This window comes from Alteromonas stellipolaris (assembly GCF_001562115.1).
GTDB classification, from domain to species: domain Bacteria; phylum Pseudomonadota; class Gammaproteobacteria; order Enterobacterales; family Alteromonadaceae; genus Alteromonas; species Alteromonas stellipolaris.
Map to the genome: position 1 here is coordinate 2,519,222 of NZ_CP013926.1, position 14,918 is coordinate 2,534,139.

Consider the following 14,918-nt stretch of genomic DNA (forward strand, 5'->3'; position numbering starts at 1 on the left):
TTTTAGTCACTGATGCGAAGAGTTACTGCTATTAATTACCCTTATTAATAACGAGTGCCACTAATAAAATAGCGCAGCCTACTAAGGTAAACCACCAAACCAGTGATATCGATAAAGGAAGTGGCGCATAAACTGCCGCTAACAACGAACCGCCCAATAATAGCCATCCACTAACCCGTGTTGTAGTTTGAACTACTGCCCTTCGCTTGCGATTGAATTTGCTTGCTACTCGCTTAACGTGTTTATCGCTTGCTATCGCAAGTAATGCAATGCCCAATATTACTAATATAGATACTGACACCATTACCGTTTTCTCGCTTTTATGTTCGGTACGTCTACAGACTTTGCATTTAGATCATATCTATCTGAAGTTTGTACCAGGCGAACCTTTAACCAGCGAGCCAGAGTAATAAAGCCCACGCCACACAGTGCAAATACAACCGTAAAGCTTAGGTAAGTTATATCTAAAGTAGCAAGGGCATCAAGGGTACGTTCAAAAGGTATACTAAACGAGACGACTGCCAACGCTAGATAACACAAGGCGGCAATACATGTTTGTTCATACCAAGCATTTTTACTTGGCCGAATAATGGCATGCCCTATACTACATAGCCATACAACGAAAAAAGCATTCACTTCCATATCTGCACGGTTAGCCATATCAGCAGGTAATAGCCGATTCACCAACAAGAAAACGGATGTGGCAATCGCGAGCCCCATTATTGTGGCGATATTGCCCTTTTCCATAATACGTAAGGATAAAGGCAAGCCCAATTGATGAGAGTTAGCATTCAGATAGGCAGTTCTTCGCTGGTTAACCCAAATTATTAGCCCTGTTGCAATTAACGCGCTACCCAATGCACCTAAAACAAACAGTAACCAACGTAAACCGATAGTGGCAAAGTTAGCTTGATGTAACCCATACATTATTCGCCTAAAAGTGGCGGGTGCACTTTCATCGGCATAGCCCTCAAGTGGAGTGCCGGTATAACTTGAATAGACCACACGCTCTGCGCGATTCGAAACAGTTAGGCTTTTGGTTCGCTCTATAATGAATCGGCTATTTTCCATAAATGGAGATTCTATGGTTATGCGCTTAATCGCGTTGGGTTCTTGCCACTTGATTTTTAAGTCGGCCAAAATGGTAGAATAAAGAATGTCTTTTTTCATCCCACGTTTATCTATTGCCTGTGTACTTTCACCAAGTGCTGGCAACGATGGAATAATGGCTTTATTAACACCCCGCTCACCGTTTTCAAAATGCATGTTTGCTGAAAAGGGCATATACATAATGGCGTAAATCATAATAGCGCTGATACAAATCATTAGGCAGAAAGGCAGCGTTACAATGCCAATCAACGCGTGAAAATCAGTAGTCCACTTTGTTACCTTACCCTTTCTTAAAGTGAAGAAGTCTTTGAAAAAACGTCTGTGGGTATATATTCCGGTGAAAAGCGCAAGCAGCATGGCCATAGCAGCAACCCCAGCAATATAGCGCCCACCGTACCCTCTTAGTTGTAAGGTGTAATGGAAATTTCTGAAAAATAGACCGCCTTTGGTGTCTGTGTTTGTCTCTATGGGTATGGCATCTTTATTAAAACTTACTAAATGGCGCGTTTTGCCTTCACTCCACTGAACATACCAATGATGATCTCGCTGTGTGGGTAAATAAACACGCCATGAAGTGGCATTTGTTGCGTGCGTTTCTAGGTAGTCTATAGACTTCTCAACTTGGTAGCGCTGGCCTTGTGCGTACGTTTGGTTTTGTTGCTGTTCATCTATCACGATAACCTGTCGCTCTGGCATCATCCAGTAGGTTATTTCTGGCGTGAAATAGCTAAGGGTTCCCGTCACAAAAATAGCAAACAACAACCACCCGGTTATTAAGCCTAAGTATGTGTGAAGCCATATCATAGATTTTCTGAATGTTGTTTTCACAGTACGTCAACCAAGGGTAAAAATAACACTGCCACTGCAATCAATAAGATTAAGAAAATTAACCATTTTGCAATATTGGAAACCGCGAAGCTGGCAATGAAAAAAGCAAAAAATACGATATAGCTCAGCATGCTAGCGGATAGCACGGCCACGCCTTCATTTATATATAGTAAGTTTACTAACCCGTAGGTTAAGTAAATTGATGAGAGTGCGGATAGCACATAGCCGCCAATAACGGCGGCTATGCTACGCAGTATGATGTCTACGTTTTTATTCAAACTTTTTAAAACCTGTATAACTGCAATGCGTAAAATTAAAAGCGGTAAGCCACAGATAATTTGGCGTTTCTTTCCTCACCAGGAAGACCACCAAGGTACATGGCATTGCTGTAATAGTCGGTATTATCAAGGTTTTTGATGTTTAACTGGATGTCCCAATCATTTGATACGTAGCTAATGGCTGCATCCCACACTGTGTATGAATCCACGAAGGCATAGTCGATACCGAATGCCGATGCAGAAATAGTACGCTCATCTTCATAAGACACACCTACACTGAATTTCACTGGCGCAGGCAAGGCACTAAATACATGACTATAGGTTAACCATGCACTCGCCGTTTTTTCAGCAATACCCTTGGTTTGCTCTTCATCGGTACTGCTTGCAAAATCACCAGGTTCGGTAACAGGATCTTGGTATGTAGCATTGGTATTTAATGCCCATTGCTCATTTATATCGAAGTTAATATCAACTTCAACACCCGTTGTACGTTCTTGTTCATCGTAATAAAACTCTGGTACATCAATGTTGTAAGCGGGATCGTCAATGTTATCTTCGTATAATGGGTTGGTGTACTGCAGGTTAGTTCTCGCGGTATCAAAAACAACAATTGAACCAAGCAACTGTTCAGACAAAGCGGTAAAACGTAGCCCTAAATCCCATGAGATTGATTCTGAATCTGGGCGGTTATTTTCCTCACTTAGTGAACCTAAGACACTGTATGCGGTTCTGCCTTTAGAGTGGTTAATAAACGTAGAAATATTAGGTGTCACTTTATAAGTAAGGCCTAAGTTATAGGTAAAACCATCATCGTCGGCATCATACTCTGGGTTACCATCGCTGAATTGGTTCAAGTAAGTTTGTTTAACGGCACCATAAGCACCACCGAAACGTCCAGTGAAGTACTCATTGAAATAAAGCACTTCTTGGAAACTTACGCCCCAGCTAGATACATCCTTTTCATATTTACTTCGTAATGAAGGGTTGTAATCGTCAAACGTACCCGTAGGCCAGTTTGGATTGCGAATATCCAAGATGTAAGGCACGGCGTCACTTCGAGTATCATCAGCGTCCCATATAGACCACTGTGCGTACGACATTTCGTGATCTTCATAGTTCGCACTAAATAAGTGCTCACCTTCAACACCGCCAGCCGACCACGTATTCGTCACATCAATGAAGTACTGCCACACTTTCTCATCGGCGACAATGTTACGATATTCCTGTCTACGGGCTGCAAAGGGGTACAACACATCATCAATCACCAATGGCGCTCGAGGCGCTAAATTAATGATGTCGGTACGTTCTGTATACACATAGTTATATGCACTGGTTTGACGAATATAATCCGTTTCATACGTACGATATTGAAGTTGCTGAGTCAGTGTCCAATTTTCTGCTAAGTTCACATCTTGGCGTAGTTTTACGCGAAACTCTTTACCTTGATTTGGCTCAGAAATAGGTGAAATAAGGCTAGTATCGCCTAAGTCATAAGGCTGAACACCATCGGTAGACGTTAACGAAGCCGCAAGTTCGGCGATTTGTTCATCGGTTAGTTGCAAGCCTCCACTATCTGCGTCGCCATTTACTAGATCTGCTGCAGTCACGCTGCCAGCATCGGCTTCTAGTAATGTTAAATCGAGCAAGCGAACAGGATGGCCAATAGAATCAATCTGAATAGCATCGTCAATATAGGCTGCGGAGATTAAGAACTTGTTGTCTGGAGAGTAGTCATAGCGTAACGAAGTATATAACTCACTACGTTCATCGCTAAGACCACGATAACCGTCAGATTGTTCGTGATTAGCTACCACTCGGTAGGCCAAAGAGTCATTAATAGCATTTGTTGCATCAAACATTAATGAGTAACTATCCCAGCTGCCTACCGATGCCTGTATTTCGTATCGTTCTTCAAATTGGGGCTTTTTCTCAATAAGATTGATAATACCGCCAGCTTCACCCATACCGTAAAGACCTGTTGCAGGGCCCTTCAATACTTCAATGCTTTCAACATTAGTCATTGAACGTGTTGGGTTGTAGCTATTACCTAAATCAGCACCGGCATAAATGCCATCGTAGGTGTAATTAACGCCTAGTCCACGAATAGCAAGGTTATCACCTACCCCGTAGTTATTACCGTCTTGCGTTAATCCGCTAATATTACGAATACTTTCCTGTAGTGTGTCAACGCCCTGCTCTTTCAACAAGGTTCCATCTACCAGAACGACAGCAGCAGGGGTTTCCATAAGACTCATGTTCGACTTGGTCGCTGTGCCCGATTCTAGTATTAATCGGTTATGACGACCGTAAACGGTAATAATATCAAGGTTCTCATCAGTCGCTTTTTGCTCTTGAACTACAGTGTCTTCGCCGTTTTCTAACGAGTCATTTTTCGCTGGCTCCGCAGTCTGCGCCGATATAGCAGTAGTATAGAAGAGAGAGAAAAGTGCAGTAGCAGCGCTAATTTTCGATGTGTGTGTGAGGTTTATGTGCATTATGTATCCATGTTATTAAGTGCAAATGATAATCACTTTCATTATCATGCGCGCATGGTAATTAAACACAGTATTTAGTTCAACTTAATTTACATAAAATCCTTATTTGATGATTTGTTCATCAATAGGCCACTCTTCTTCACTTATCATGTTGTTATCAAGAAGCGCATTTCTTAGTTGATTAATTTTCACTTTTAATTCATCGCGAATGTGCCGTACAGCTGGGGTAATAAGCTGCCTGCTAGGCAATACCAGCCACATTTCAGTTAGGGGTATGTGATAAGCCGGCATGATCCGCTGAAGTCGCCCAGCAAGTAAATCTTCTGCAATATCGATAACAGACTTTTTCGCTACTCCCACGCCGTCCACACACCATCGGCGCACAATATCGCCGTCATTCACTGCGCGGTTACTTTTAACTTTCACTTTGAATTTCTCTTTTTCTTTAAAGAGATCCCAACCGTCGTGTGTTAGCTCGTATAATTTGTAAAGCAATGCATTGTGATTGGCTAATTCTTCGGGAGTAGTAGGTTCTCCATGCTTTTCTATGTAGGTAGGCGATGCACAGATAAAGTGTGGAATATTACAAATTTTGAACCCATACATATTAAGTTCTTGAACTGCGCTTTTCGTCATGGCTCTTAAAGCAATATCTACCCCGTCGCGATAGAAGTCGACTCGGCTGTCACTTACCTGCAACCTCAGCGACAAGTCTTCATGCCCATTCATAATATCGTTTAGCAATACCCGCATAAGGTTGCGGCCCATCTCGGAAGACATGGCCATTTTCACTTCGCCATTAATGTCTTGCTGCTTTTCGCTGATACGCATAACACCTTGCTGCAACAAATCTACCGCTTGCTGACATAAGGGCAGAAAACGCTCCCCTTCTGGGGATAACCGAATTTTGCGGGTGGTTCGCACAAATAGCTGAGTGCCAAGCTGTTGCTCTATGCGCTTTAGTGCAACGCTTGCGGCAGAAGAACTGATGTCTAGTTGATTGGCCGCAGCAGTAATTGAATGCAGTTCTGCTACCTTGAGCAAGACTTGCAGGTCTTCTATCTTCATAACATCTTCTTTTTCATTTGCTAGCGCTTAGTTTAATGTGACTATCGCTGTGTCAGTTCGAGGACATAAACTTTAATCAGGTTCACTTAATTACAGCTAAAATAGAGACAATAAATTTAATTAACCTATTTATTATCCACGTTTTAGCGAAAGTGTATTCGCCATTTGCCCATTTATCCACTGTCTGTAAGCTCATAAAATACACCCAAGCAATCAAGTTAAAGGGTTAAAAAATGAAATTCATGGTTAAAGCAACAACACTCGCACTTGCTTTTTCAAGCGCCATGGTACTTTCTACATCGTTTGTGGGCACAGCAGCGTTTGCAGCCCAGACAGCATCTAAAGTCGTTGCAACAGACGATATTGAATGGGGTTACCTAAACCCACTTCGCGGCAATAAAAGCCCAGGTGCAGCAGATCTTTGGGGCGATCGTACTAAAAATACGGCAACCGGTATGCTAGTACGTTTTAATAAAGGCTTTGAGTCTCCACCGCATATTCACAATATTACCTATCGCGGTATTGTGATTGAAGGTGCTATGCACAATGATGACCCAAGCGCTGAAAAAATGTGGATGCCAGCTGTTTCTTTTTGGACTCAACCTGCTGGCGAAAATCACACCACCGCAGCTAACGGCAGCACAAACTTAATTTATTTAGAAATAGATTCGGGCCCTTACCTAGTACAACCTTCGAGTAAACATTTCGATAATGGTGAACGTCCGCTAAATCTGCACAAAAACAACATGGTATGGCTTAACGATGGCGAGCTGCACGACATAAATGCAACAGGCGTTTCGTCAACGTACTTGTGGGGCAACACCGCCGATATGAACGGCTCAATGGTAAAGTTACCTGCTGGCTTTAAAGGCACTATTGGCACGCAAGCCAGCGAATTTCGCGCTGTGGTTATAGCTGGGGAAGTAGATTATCAATCTGTGGAGGTAACATCACCGGTATCGTTAAATGCGGGAAGCTATGTAGAATCTACTGGTATTTTTAACCATCAGCTCGTGAATAAAAGTCAGCAAGAGACGATTATTTATATTCGTACCAATAGTGCATATCGGGTTTTCGAGTAACCGCTATGAGTGGGTTAGACCTTTGGCTTTAAGGGAGTAATTCACTCGCTCAATTTTTTGGTTGCTCAATTATGGTTAATAAGTGTTGTAAAGTGCAGCAACTTGTTTACTGCTGGTTTGTTTATGTACAAAAAAAACTCATCATCAAGTTGAAACAGGATTGTTAAATGAAAACATTTTCATTGGTTTTTTTTCAATATATTCCTTATTAGTCAACAAGTTGAATATCTTCATTAGTGGTTGACGAGTACATTGTAAATTTGTAATAGTATAACAATACTTTATACTTTATTTTTACTTTCCTCTTGGCCAATCTCGGAGCACACTAATGAGAAAGTTTCTGAGAATAGCCAGCGTTAGCTTAGTTTCTTTTACACCCGCAGCCCTAGCCCAAAGTACGCCTTCAGAGTTTGCCGAGTTAAGTTTCCAAGCCTTGCTTGATATTGATATAAACGAAAGTGACAGTGAACAATCTTCGCCTAATAAGTGGAGTTTCGCTGTACAACTAAAAGCCGCAGAGTTTGATGGTTATAAAGTCAATGATAGCGACGTGAGCCTTGATGATGTGTTGTTCTCTTTTGGACAAGAAGCGCGCACTTCAAGTAACTTCCCTGTTGTGCCGACGGTTATCAAGCAACACGCTAAAATTGTGCAACTAGGTTACCAAGTAAATGAACGCCTAAAGCTCGGTATTCAAGCTCCTTTTATTCACCAACAAACTGATCATATTAGTGTGGTACCAGGTTACGAGCATTTTGTTATTTCGTCTTCAGGTTTGGGCGATATCGCGCTTTCAGCAAGTTATGCACTTGAAGACAATAGTGAGTTCAGTTGGTGGGTTACTGCAGGGCTTAGCCTGCCAACCGGCTCAATTGATGAGCAAGGCGATACGCCTAGAGATGCGGGTGATCAACAACTCCCCTACACCATGCAATTAGGCTCAGGAACCTACGATTTTCCTATTGAAGTAAGTTATCAAAATAAAGGGGAACACGCGTTTACCGTTACCCTATCAGCCATGCTTCGTACAGGTACTAACGATAGAAACTATCGCTTAGGAAACAACTATAAACTCAGTGGTAAATACAACTTCCCACTTTCTCAAAGTACGGCATTGTTCACTGGTGCAGCATTTGGCTATTCAGAATCTATTCACGGACAGGACGATGAAATTACCATAGGTGGCAATTACTCGTATCCTGCCAGCATTACTAACCCTAATTTATACGGCGGAAAAAGAGTCAATATAATCGGGGGAATTTCGTTTATTCCCATTCACTGGTTAAAAGTGGTCGCTGATATCAGTAAGCCTGTATATCAAAACCTAAATGGCCCTCAACCCCAAGAATTGTGGCGCGCAGGCCTTCAGTTCTCCATGTTGTATTAAACGTTGTACATGCGTTCATTATTCATTGCTGTCGCTCTGACTTTAGCCGTCAGTCACTCGGCTTATGCCGACTTAAAAAAACTCGACAAAGTTAAAGCGGCTTACATGTTTAACTTCACAAAGTTTATGACATGGAGCAGTATTAATTCTGACCCGGTCAATTTTTGTGTGCAGAATGATGAAGCATTTCAGCAGTTTTTAACCCAGCTAGTTGAAAGCCGACCCACAAGCAGCGGTGCATCCATTCGCATCGTTATGTTAGACGGAAAACAAAGCTGCACCTTTGCCTATCTCATCGAAAATGATGACAGCCTGGTAAACCTTGCCACTTCAACCATCATTATTAGTGATTTACCCAATCTTATTGATCGCCCAGCGGTATTTACGTTTTATGAAGAAAACAACCGGCTAAGGTTTGAAATTGATTTAGCAGAGGCTGAACGTCTTGAGTTAACGATTAGCTCGGAATTGTTGAAGGTAGCGAAAATAAAATGATATTTCGTTCTACGTCGTTTTTTACCAAACAATTGTTTGCCGTCCTCTCGGTTAACTTCTTATCTCTGTGTCTGGTTGCGGGTTTGCTTTATTCAAATTTCGTTGATGATCACAAAACTAACTTGGTGAATGTGCTTAGCAGCCAGTCTACATTATTGGCGTCGGCCAGCCGCTCTTCGGTACTTTTCAATGATGCTCAGTCTACCCAAGATTTACTGTTTGCAGCATCGCAGTTACAAGCGACATTGACCGCAAAGATATACGATGCCGAGTTTAATTTATTTGCCGAGTATGCCAGAGACGGTGTCTTAGACCTCACCTCCCCTAGGCAGCTTCCTCTAGGGGAAACATTTAAGGACGATGCGCTTTATTTTCTAGAGCCTATCGTTTTTGATAAAGAAATTATTGGCTACCTTTTGCTATCTGCCAGTACGTACTCGCTAGATACACAACAGCATCAGGCAATGATGGCGGTAATAGGTGTATTGTTGTTAAGTATGCTGCTTTCATACTTACTTAATTTTCGTTTACAGAAACTATTTACCAGCCCCATCGATAAACTGATTTCACTGATTAGAAAAGTAGCAACATCCCGTGAATATCATACTCGCCTGCCAGAAGTACGTAACGACGAATTAGGCGAGTTATTTTCCGGCGTCAACGATATTCTGGCAACCGTTGAAAATCACCAAGAGCAGCTAAAGGCACATAATACTGAGCTTGAGAGCTTGGTAGAACTTCGGACTCGCCAGCTCTACCAACGCGCTAATTATGATGCGTTAACACACTTACCCAATCGCCACCTTTTTTTAGATCAGTTGGAGCTTGCGGTAAGCAAAGCCAATAAGTATGGCAGCCCACTGGCCGTCATGTTCCTAGATTTAGACCGCTTTAAACTTATTAACGACAGTTTGGGTCATGATATTGGCGATAAAGTGCTTATTGAAGTTTCAAAAAAACTAACCGAAATCGTGACGCAACAAGACAGTGTGTCTAGATGGGGTGGCGATGAATTTGTGGTTATGGTTGAAGAAACTCATTCTAAAGATGATTTAGCGTACCTTGCTAATGAAATCATCACCAGCTTGAGTGAACCCATGCAATTAGAGGGGCATCAACTTCACATTTCTACCAGCATTGGTATTGCGATATATGAAACCAAGAGTGAAAACGGCATATCGCTGTTAAAGCATGCCGATACCAGCATGTACCACGCTAAAGAAAATGGGCCTGGTCAGTTCTGCTTTTTTAACAACGGCATGTTAGAAAATTCACTGAACCGACTGTCCGTGGAAGGGCAATTACGACAAGCGTTAAAACTTGAAGATGCTTTTCATATGGTTTATCAGCCTCAAATTTGTGCCTACACAGGCCGCGTTCAAGGTATGGAAGCGTTAATACGTTGGCAAAATAGCGATGGTAACTATATTCCTCCTTCAGACTTTATTCCTATTGCTGAGGAAGCTGGCATTATCAATTCTCTCAGTACATGGATATTAAACCGAGTAAGCACTCAGATGAATCAATGGCGCGCACAAGGTGTTCCTTTAGTGCCCGTTGCGGTCAACTTACCGGCTTGTTTTATTACTCAATTAGATTGCGCCGAGCAAATTGCGGATATTATGGCGTTTAATCAAATCCCCCCTGAGCTTATTGAAGTTGAGCTCACTGAAAATACGTTTATAAGTTCTACGGAATTTGCCTTAACGTCACTTAAAAAGTTAAAAAAATTAGGCTTTAAAGTCTCTATTGATGACTTTGGTACAGGCTATTCTTGCCTAAGTTACATTTCCACCTTACCTATTGATAAGTTGAAAATTGATGGCAGTTTTGTGCAAAAACTCGGGAAGTCTAAATCTAACGATGGCATTGTGAGCGCAATTGTCATGTTGGCCAAAGGGCTTAACCTAGCCACGGTGGGCGAGTGTGTGGAAACAGAAGACCAACTTGTGCGACTGCGTGAAATGGGCTGCGACGTGATACAAGGCTATTATTGCCACCCTCCTCTACAGGTTGATGCGGCAGCCACATTGATGTTGGAAACTATCGAAAGCTAAAGTTTTCCAATAAACCATCTAACGGTAAGCCCTACCGCTAGCGTAATTACCACACTCGTTAATGTACCCAGCAATACATATTCCGTTAGCTTTTTGTCTTCGCTTTTCGTCAAATCACCAAACCGAAAAATTGATTTAGCGGCAAGGAGAAAGCCTATTGCTGCAAATTGATTTATCAGTACAAAAGTAAGAATAAGCAAACGCTCTAAATAACCAATTCGCTGTCCGGCCATAGCAAGCGTATTTTGTATGGGAAGCTGTACTAATGTGCTGGTTGTTTTTGGTTTAGCATGCTCATCAAGCTCTTTACTCCATGGCGACAGGAGTTGTTTTATAAAAATAGACGTGGGTTTTAAAATAATTAAGTACGCCAAGAGTATGGCCAGATGCTGATGACTAATCAGTAATATTTGCTTAAATAATATTTCTACCTGAGCAGTAAGTATTGCCCATAAAATAACGATAACGCCAATGTGTGCGGCTTGATCGATTGCAAACGCTAAGGTTGTGGTTCCCGCGTAAGACTTTACTGCATCTATAACAAAATGGCTTATTAATACCCCGCCAGCCACCATCAAAAGTGCGGTAAAGTTGATATCTACCATACCCGACTCTTTTGTTGTAAGTACCGTTATGGCCGACATCGCGAGCAAGGCGACAAGAGCCAAGACCCCATGCAATAAAGCGTGAAGGTATAATGCAGTGGATTGAAGATGTTTAGTGTTTCGGCTTTCCACCCAGTGAGTTGGCTGAAAATAGAAGTCTCCGAGTAAATGGGCAACCAATAGCCCTATTACTATGCTAAGTTGCTCCATGCTTACTGCTCCGTTTCCACTTCTGTTGCCATGTAATCTAAATAATTATTAACGAGGTGATATTGACTGGCATTTAAAATACGAGTGATGTTACTGCGGTTTTTCCCCAGCGTATTCGCTATATTCTCATGGCCTTTATCTTCTGCTTTAATATAGGCTAGTAACGTTTCTGACTGTGTTTGCGTTAAGGAAGTAATATGGCTATCAACAAACGCCGTCAACAAGCTTGCGTGTTTATTGAAAGCTTCGTTGTCGCTAGAAAAGGCAAGGTATTGTGACTTCAAACTATCAAGCGTCCTACCCGAACGAACGAAGGCATCACCATTTCCGGTTTTCACTTTCCCATCAGTAAAACTCACTTTACCAACACCTACGCTAATACGTACATCGGTGGCGGGCGTACAGGCTTTTAATGCTAATCGGATGCAAATGGCCACCAGCATGGCACTTTCAGACTCTGGAATAACAACCTGGAAAGCATCTCCACGAAAGACGTCGTATTGCCCGTTGTAAATTGCCGATTGTTCTTTGAGTTCATTGGTTAGCACCTCTAACACATGAGCTAAATCGGTATTACTTAACTGCTGGGAGTTTGCGATATCACCAGTTATTACCGCTTGCCGCTTGTTTTTATTATCCATACTTACCCTTCGAATAACAGCGGCCTGGTTGAATAATCGACCAACTCGCCCCGTTTTTACCTAACTCGCATTATAGTTACACTTTAGATTGCCTGTATTTTTATACAGATGCAACATTACCCCTACAGTAGTTTCATTCGCCATCCAGTTACCATAAACAATCACATCACCCAAAGTTACCATAATTAATCACATCACTCAAAGTTACTATAAACGGTAACAAACTGGCGAAAGGGTATAGGCTGCAGAGGCCCGAAGCACTATTCAAGCGTACACAGTGTCATTAGTTGTACAAACTTCGTAACTAAAAGATTAAGAATTACTGGGCTCTATTGTGATTTTTGAAGCAGGCGATGCTGCTAAACTGGTGCTTGCGTTTTAGCGCAGCGTTGTTTCCTGGGCGTCCCAAACTTCGACGCGATTACGTCCTAACGATTTGGCCAAATAAAGAGCAGCATCGGCTCGTTGTATCAATTCGGTAGGGCTTATGGGGTGATTAAATGACATTGTAGAAACCCCTAAGCTTATTGTGAGTTTACTATTGTACATTGATTGCTTAAACACAATAGCCGCGTGTTCGATATTATTGCGAATACGCTCGGCCACTTTTAACGCTGAACTCATGTCAGTAAAAGGCATAATGACAGCAAATTCTTCCCCACCATACCTTGCCACCACATCATCGCTGCCAATGCAGGTTTTCTTTAATATTTCTGCAACTTGTATGAGAACGTTATCGCCTGCTACATGCCCATAGCAGTCGTTGTAAATTTTGAAGTGATCGACATCAATCAACAACAAGCTTAGCGGCGTTTTACGCCGAATGTTTCTTTGTATATCGCTTTGTAAGGTATCGTCAAACAGTCTTCTGTTCGCTATACCGGTTAAACCATCTATATTAACGAGTTTTGCTAACTTAAGGTTGGCCTCAATAAGCTGTTGCTTTGCTTCTTGCAGTGCCCGTTCGTTATGCGCGTTTTGTAATGTGTTAGCCAACATCTGGGCAATACGCTGCAAATACTTAACATCATAATCACGCCACGTGTATGGGCTGCCAGTGATATCACAACCAATAAAGCCAAAAATCCCATCATCTAATTCAATCTTGGCACAAAGAATTGAGCAAATGCGCTCTCGTTCAAACTCCTCTTTTTCTCCTGCAGCGTCATCTGGTAAATAGGCCACATTATTTACTTTGAAAAGACCTTCTTGCTTAATCTTTCTATTAAAATAAGGCATGGATTCCATGGGTAAGGCTTGCAGATCGTTTTTATAGGGTGTTACTCCAGCGGCTACCCATTCGTGGGTATTACAGGCAAATTTTGTGTCATCATAAAATTCAAATAAATAGCAACGGTCAAGGTCGCAGAATTCACCGAATGCACCCAAAATATTCTCGATAAGACTATCGATTTTGTCACTGGTAGTGTTAATCAGTTGCGAAGAAAGAGTTGAAAGTAGCCCATTAAACGTGATGTGTTTACCCACAGGTGAAGACTCTTCTGGCGCGATGAATAAATTGTTTTGAACCGCCTTCGCGTTAATAACCACTAAGCTAACGTTATCAACACTAATAACGGCACTTTCTATAAAAAATTGGATCCCTCTTTCATAAGACTGTATGCGAACCCACTGACAAAGGTGCAGTGTTTCCTCTGCCATGGCAAAGGGGTGATAACTGCCTGACAGCTCATCTTTAGTAATAGGATCGAAAAAACGTAAGCTGTCTAAGAACGCATCAGATACACATGACTCACCGAACTGACGCGCAAATGCAATGCTTACGTCAAACTCTGTTTCTCCAAGGCGTTTGAACAGTAAACATGTAGGGAGTTGACGTAATAAGGCTATGCCCTCAACTGGCTTCACGTATAACCCTTATGGAAAGTTTAGTAATTAGCTATTACTTTAGTACAAATTGGCAAAACACGCTTTTAGTGAATGCGCGTGCGTATAAGAATTTTTGCAGTAAACCAATACAAATAACACTCGTAGTAAATGACAGCAGCTATGTTCCACGATAGTTGCTTTCCTTTGGATGTTAGGTAACTTATGGACGGGTCAATATGAATGAATCAATAAGTGGGCTGTTAGATCAATTAGTTGATGGAGATGGTGGCGAAAAACAAAGCGCAGGAGATATTATTGCTCGCTTTGAGGATAGAGGGTTTGGCCCACTATTGCTCATACCGTCGTTAATTGCACTGCTGCCAACCGGCGCTATCCCTGGCGTACCTTCTTTATGCGGTATCACCCTTTTTTTAATCTGTATACAAGTTGCATTAGGGAGAAGTACCCCGTGGTTACCAAACAAAATTACCCAGCAAGAAATAAAACAAGACAAGCTTGAAAATGCTGTAGATAGAGCCAATCCTTACGTTAAAAAAACCGAAAAGCTGTTAAAACCACGCTTAACACTACTATCAGAATCGCCATGGAAAAATATGGTTGCGGGTTATTGTGCTGTAGCATCACTGTGTATGATACCCCTTGAAGTTGTCCCTTTCGCCGTTGCACTACCAGCTTTCGCGCTAACATTGACCGCTATCGGCATGACCAACCGAGACGGGGTATTTATTGGCTTAGGGATGATAATTCAGTTGGGCACCGTTTATGTAACCCTCAAGATTTCTGGCTTATTGTAAAGGTAGCAACGTCAAAT

13 protein-coding genes are annotated in these 14,918 nt (G+C 42.0%); 5 read left to right on the plus strand and 8 right to left on the minus strand.

Annotated features, from left to right (window positions below; all coding sequences use genetic code 11):
- Positions 1 to 31: 31 nt before the first annotated feature.
- The 5 genes from AVL57_RS10680 to AVL57_RS10700 form a co-directional block, all read right to left on the minus strand.
- On the minus strand, positions 32 to 304 hold the full coding sequence (locus AVL57_RS10680) for a DUF3325 family protein (RefSeq protein WP_057791528.1): 273 nt from the start codon (positions 302 to 304) through the stop codon (positions 32 to 34).
- The gene (locus AVL57_RS10685) at positions 304 to 1,914 is read right to left on the minus strand and encodes a PepSY-associated TM helix domain-containing protein (RefSeq protein ID WP_057791525.1); all 1,611 of its coding nucleotides are present in this window, start codon (positions 1,912 to 1,914) and stop codon (positions 304 to 306) included. The genes AVL57_RS10680 and AVL57_RS10685 overlap by 1 nt, the downstream gene beginning before the upstream one ends.
- A gap of 20 nt (positions 1,915 to 1,934) precedes the next feature.
- Positions 1,935 to 2,216 (minus strand): hypothetical protein, encoded by a 282-nt coding sequence (locus tag AVL57_RS10690; protein WP_057791523.1) that lies wholly within the window; start codon positions 2,214 to 2,216, stop codon positions 1,935 to 1,937.
- A gap of 35 nt (positions 2,217 to 2,251) precedes the next feature.
- A complete protein-coding gene (locus AVL57_RS10695; protein ID WP_057791521.1) occupies positions 2,252 to 4,711 on the minus strand; it encodes a TonB-dependent receptor in 2,460 nt (819 codons plus the stop codon).
- Between the two features lie 102 nt (positions 4,712 to 4,813).
- Positions 4,814 to 5,779, minus strand: coding sequence for a LysR family transcriptional regulator (locus AVL57_RS10700; protein WP_057791519.1), 966 nt, complete (start codon positions 5,777 to 5,779; stop codon positions 4,814 to 4,816).
- A 242-nt stretch (positions 5,780 to 6,021) separates the two neighbouring features.
- Between AVL57_RS10700 and AVL57_RS10705 the strand changes: the two genes are divergently transcribed.
- The 4 genes from AVL57_RS10705 to AVL57_RS10720 all read left to right on the plus strand — a co-directional run bounded on the left by AVL57_RS10705 (position 6,022) and on the right by AVL57_RS10720 (position 10,800).
- Positions 6,022 to 6,861, plus strand: coding sequence for a DUF4437 domain-containing protein (locus tag AVL57_RS10705; protein WP_057796105.1), 840 nt, complete (start codon positions 6,022 to 6,024; stop codon positions 6,859 to 6,861).
- A 328-nt stretch (positions 6,862 to 7,189) separates the two neighbouring features.
- On the plus strand, positions 7,190 to 8,248 hold the full coding sequence (locus tag AVL57_RS10710; protein ID WP_057791517.1) for a transporter: 1,059 nt from the start codon (positions 7,190 to 7,192) through the stop codon (positions 8,246 to 8,248).
- A 9-nt stretch (positions 8,249 to 8,257) separates the two neighbouring features.
- Positions 8,258 to 8,743, plus strand: a complete 486-nt coding sequence (locus tag AVL57_RS10715) for a YfiR family protein (protein WP_057791515.1) — start codon at positions 8,258 to 8,260, stop codon at positions 8,741 to 8,743.
- Positions 8,740 to 10,800: a bifunctional diguanylate cyclase/phosphodiesterase gene (locus tag AVL57_RS10720; RefSeq protein ID WP_057791513.1), complete on the plus strand. Its 2,061-nt coding sequence runs from the start codon at positions 8,740 to 8,742 to the stop codon at positions 10,798 to 10,800. Before AVL57_RS10715 ends, AVL57_RS10720 begins: the two co-directional genes overlap by 4 nt.
- Here the strand turns inward: AVL57_RS10720 and AVL57_RS10725 are convergent.
- The 3 genes from AVL57_RS10725 to AVL57_RS10735 all read right to left on the minus strand — a co-directional run bounded on the left by AVL57_RS10725 (position 10,797) and on the right by AVL57_RS10735 (position 14,125).
- On the minus strand, positions 10,797 to 11,615 hold the full coding sequence (locus AVL57_RS10725) for a DUF3307 domain-containing protein (protein ID WP_057791511.1): 819 nt from the start codon (positions 11,613 to 11,615) through the stop codon (positions 10,797 to 10,799). The two genes, AVL57_RS10720 and AVL57_RS10725, sit on opposite strands and share 4 nt — an antisense overlap.
- A gap of 2 nt (positions 11,616 to 11,617) precedes the next feature.
- Complete coding sequence (locus AVL57_RS10730) at positions 11,618 to 12,256, minus strand: hypothetical protein (protein ID WP_057791509.1); 639 nt, start codon at positions 12,254 to 12,256, stop codon at positions 11,618 to 11,620.
- A gap of 378 nt (positions 12,257 to 12,634) precedes the next feature.
- Entirely contained in the window at positions 12,635 to 14,125 is a 1,491-nt protein-coding gene (locus AVL57_RS10735; protein WP_057791506.1) for a sensor domain-containing diguanylate cyclase, read from the minus strand.
- Between the two features lie 197 nt (positions 14,126 to 14,322).
- Here AVL57_RS10735 and AVL57_RS10740 point away from each other — a divergent pair, with 197 nt between their 5' ends.
- On the plus strand, positions 14,323 to 14,901 hold the full coding sequence (locus AVL57_RS10740) for an exopolysaccharide biosynthesis protein (RefSeq protein WP_057791503.1): 579 nt from the start codon (positions 14,323 to 14,325) through the stop codon (positions 14,899 to 14,901).
- Positions 14,902 to 14,918 lie beyond the last annotated feature (17 nt).

Bases quoted from the DNA above. Each gene is read 5' to 3' on its own strand.
- AVL57_RS10725 (WP_057791511.1), bottom strand. From the start codon at position 11,615: ATGGAGCAACTTAGCATAGTAATAGGGCTATTGGTTGCCCATTTACTC.
- AVL57_RS10685 (WP_057791525.1), bottom strand. From the start codon at position 1,914: ATGATATGGCTTCACACATACTTAGGCTTAATAACCGGGTGGTTGTTG.
- AVL57_RS10680 (WP_057791528.1), bottom strand. From the start codon at position 304: ATGGTGTCAGTATCTATATTAGTAATATTGGGCATTGCATTACTTGCG.
- AVL57_RS10705 (WP_057796105.1), top strand. From the start codon at position 6,022: ATGGTTAAAGCAACAACACTCGCACTTGCTTTTTCAAGCGCCATGGTA.
- AVL57_RS10695 (WP_057791521.1), bottom strand. From the start codon at position 4,711: ATGCACATAAACCTCACACACACATCGAAAATTAGCGCTGCTACTGCA.
- AVL57_RS10730 (WP_057791509.1), bottom strand. From the start codon at position 12,256: ATGGATAATAAAAACAAGCGGCAAGCGGTAATAACTGGTGATATCGCA.
- AVL57_RS10715 (WP_057791515.1), top strand. From the start codon at position 8,258: ATGCGTTCATTATTCATTGCTGTCGCTCTGACTTTAGCCGTCAGTCAC.
- AVL57_RS10720 (WP_057791513.1), top strand. From the start codon at position 8,740: ATGATATTTCGTTCTACGTCGTTTTTTACCAAACAATTGTTTGCCGTC.
- AVL57_RS10710 (WP_057791517.1), top strand. From the start codon at position 7,190: ATGAGAAAGTTTCTGAGAATAGCCAGCGTTAGCTTAGTTTCTTTTACA.
- AVL57_RS10740 (WP_057791503.1), top strand. From the start codon at position 14,323: ATGAATGAATCAATAAGTGGGCTGTTAGATCAATTAGTTGATGGAGAT.
- AVL57_RS10700 (WP_057791519.1), bottom strand. From the start codon at position 5,779: ATGAAGATAGAAGACCTGCAAGTCTTGCTCAAGGTAGCAGAACTGCAT.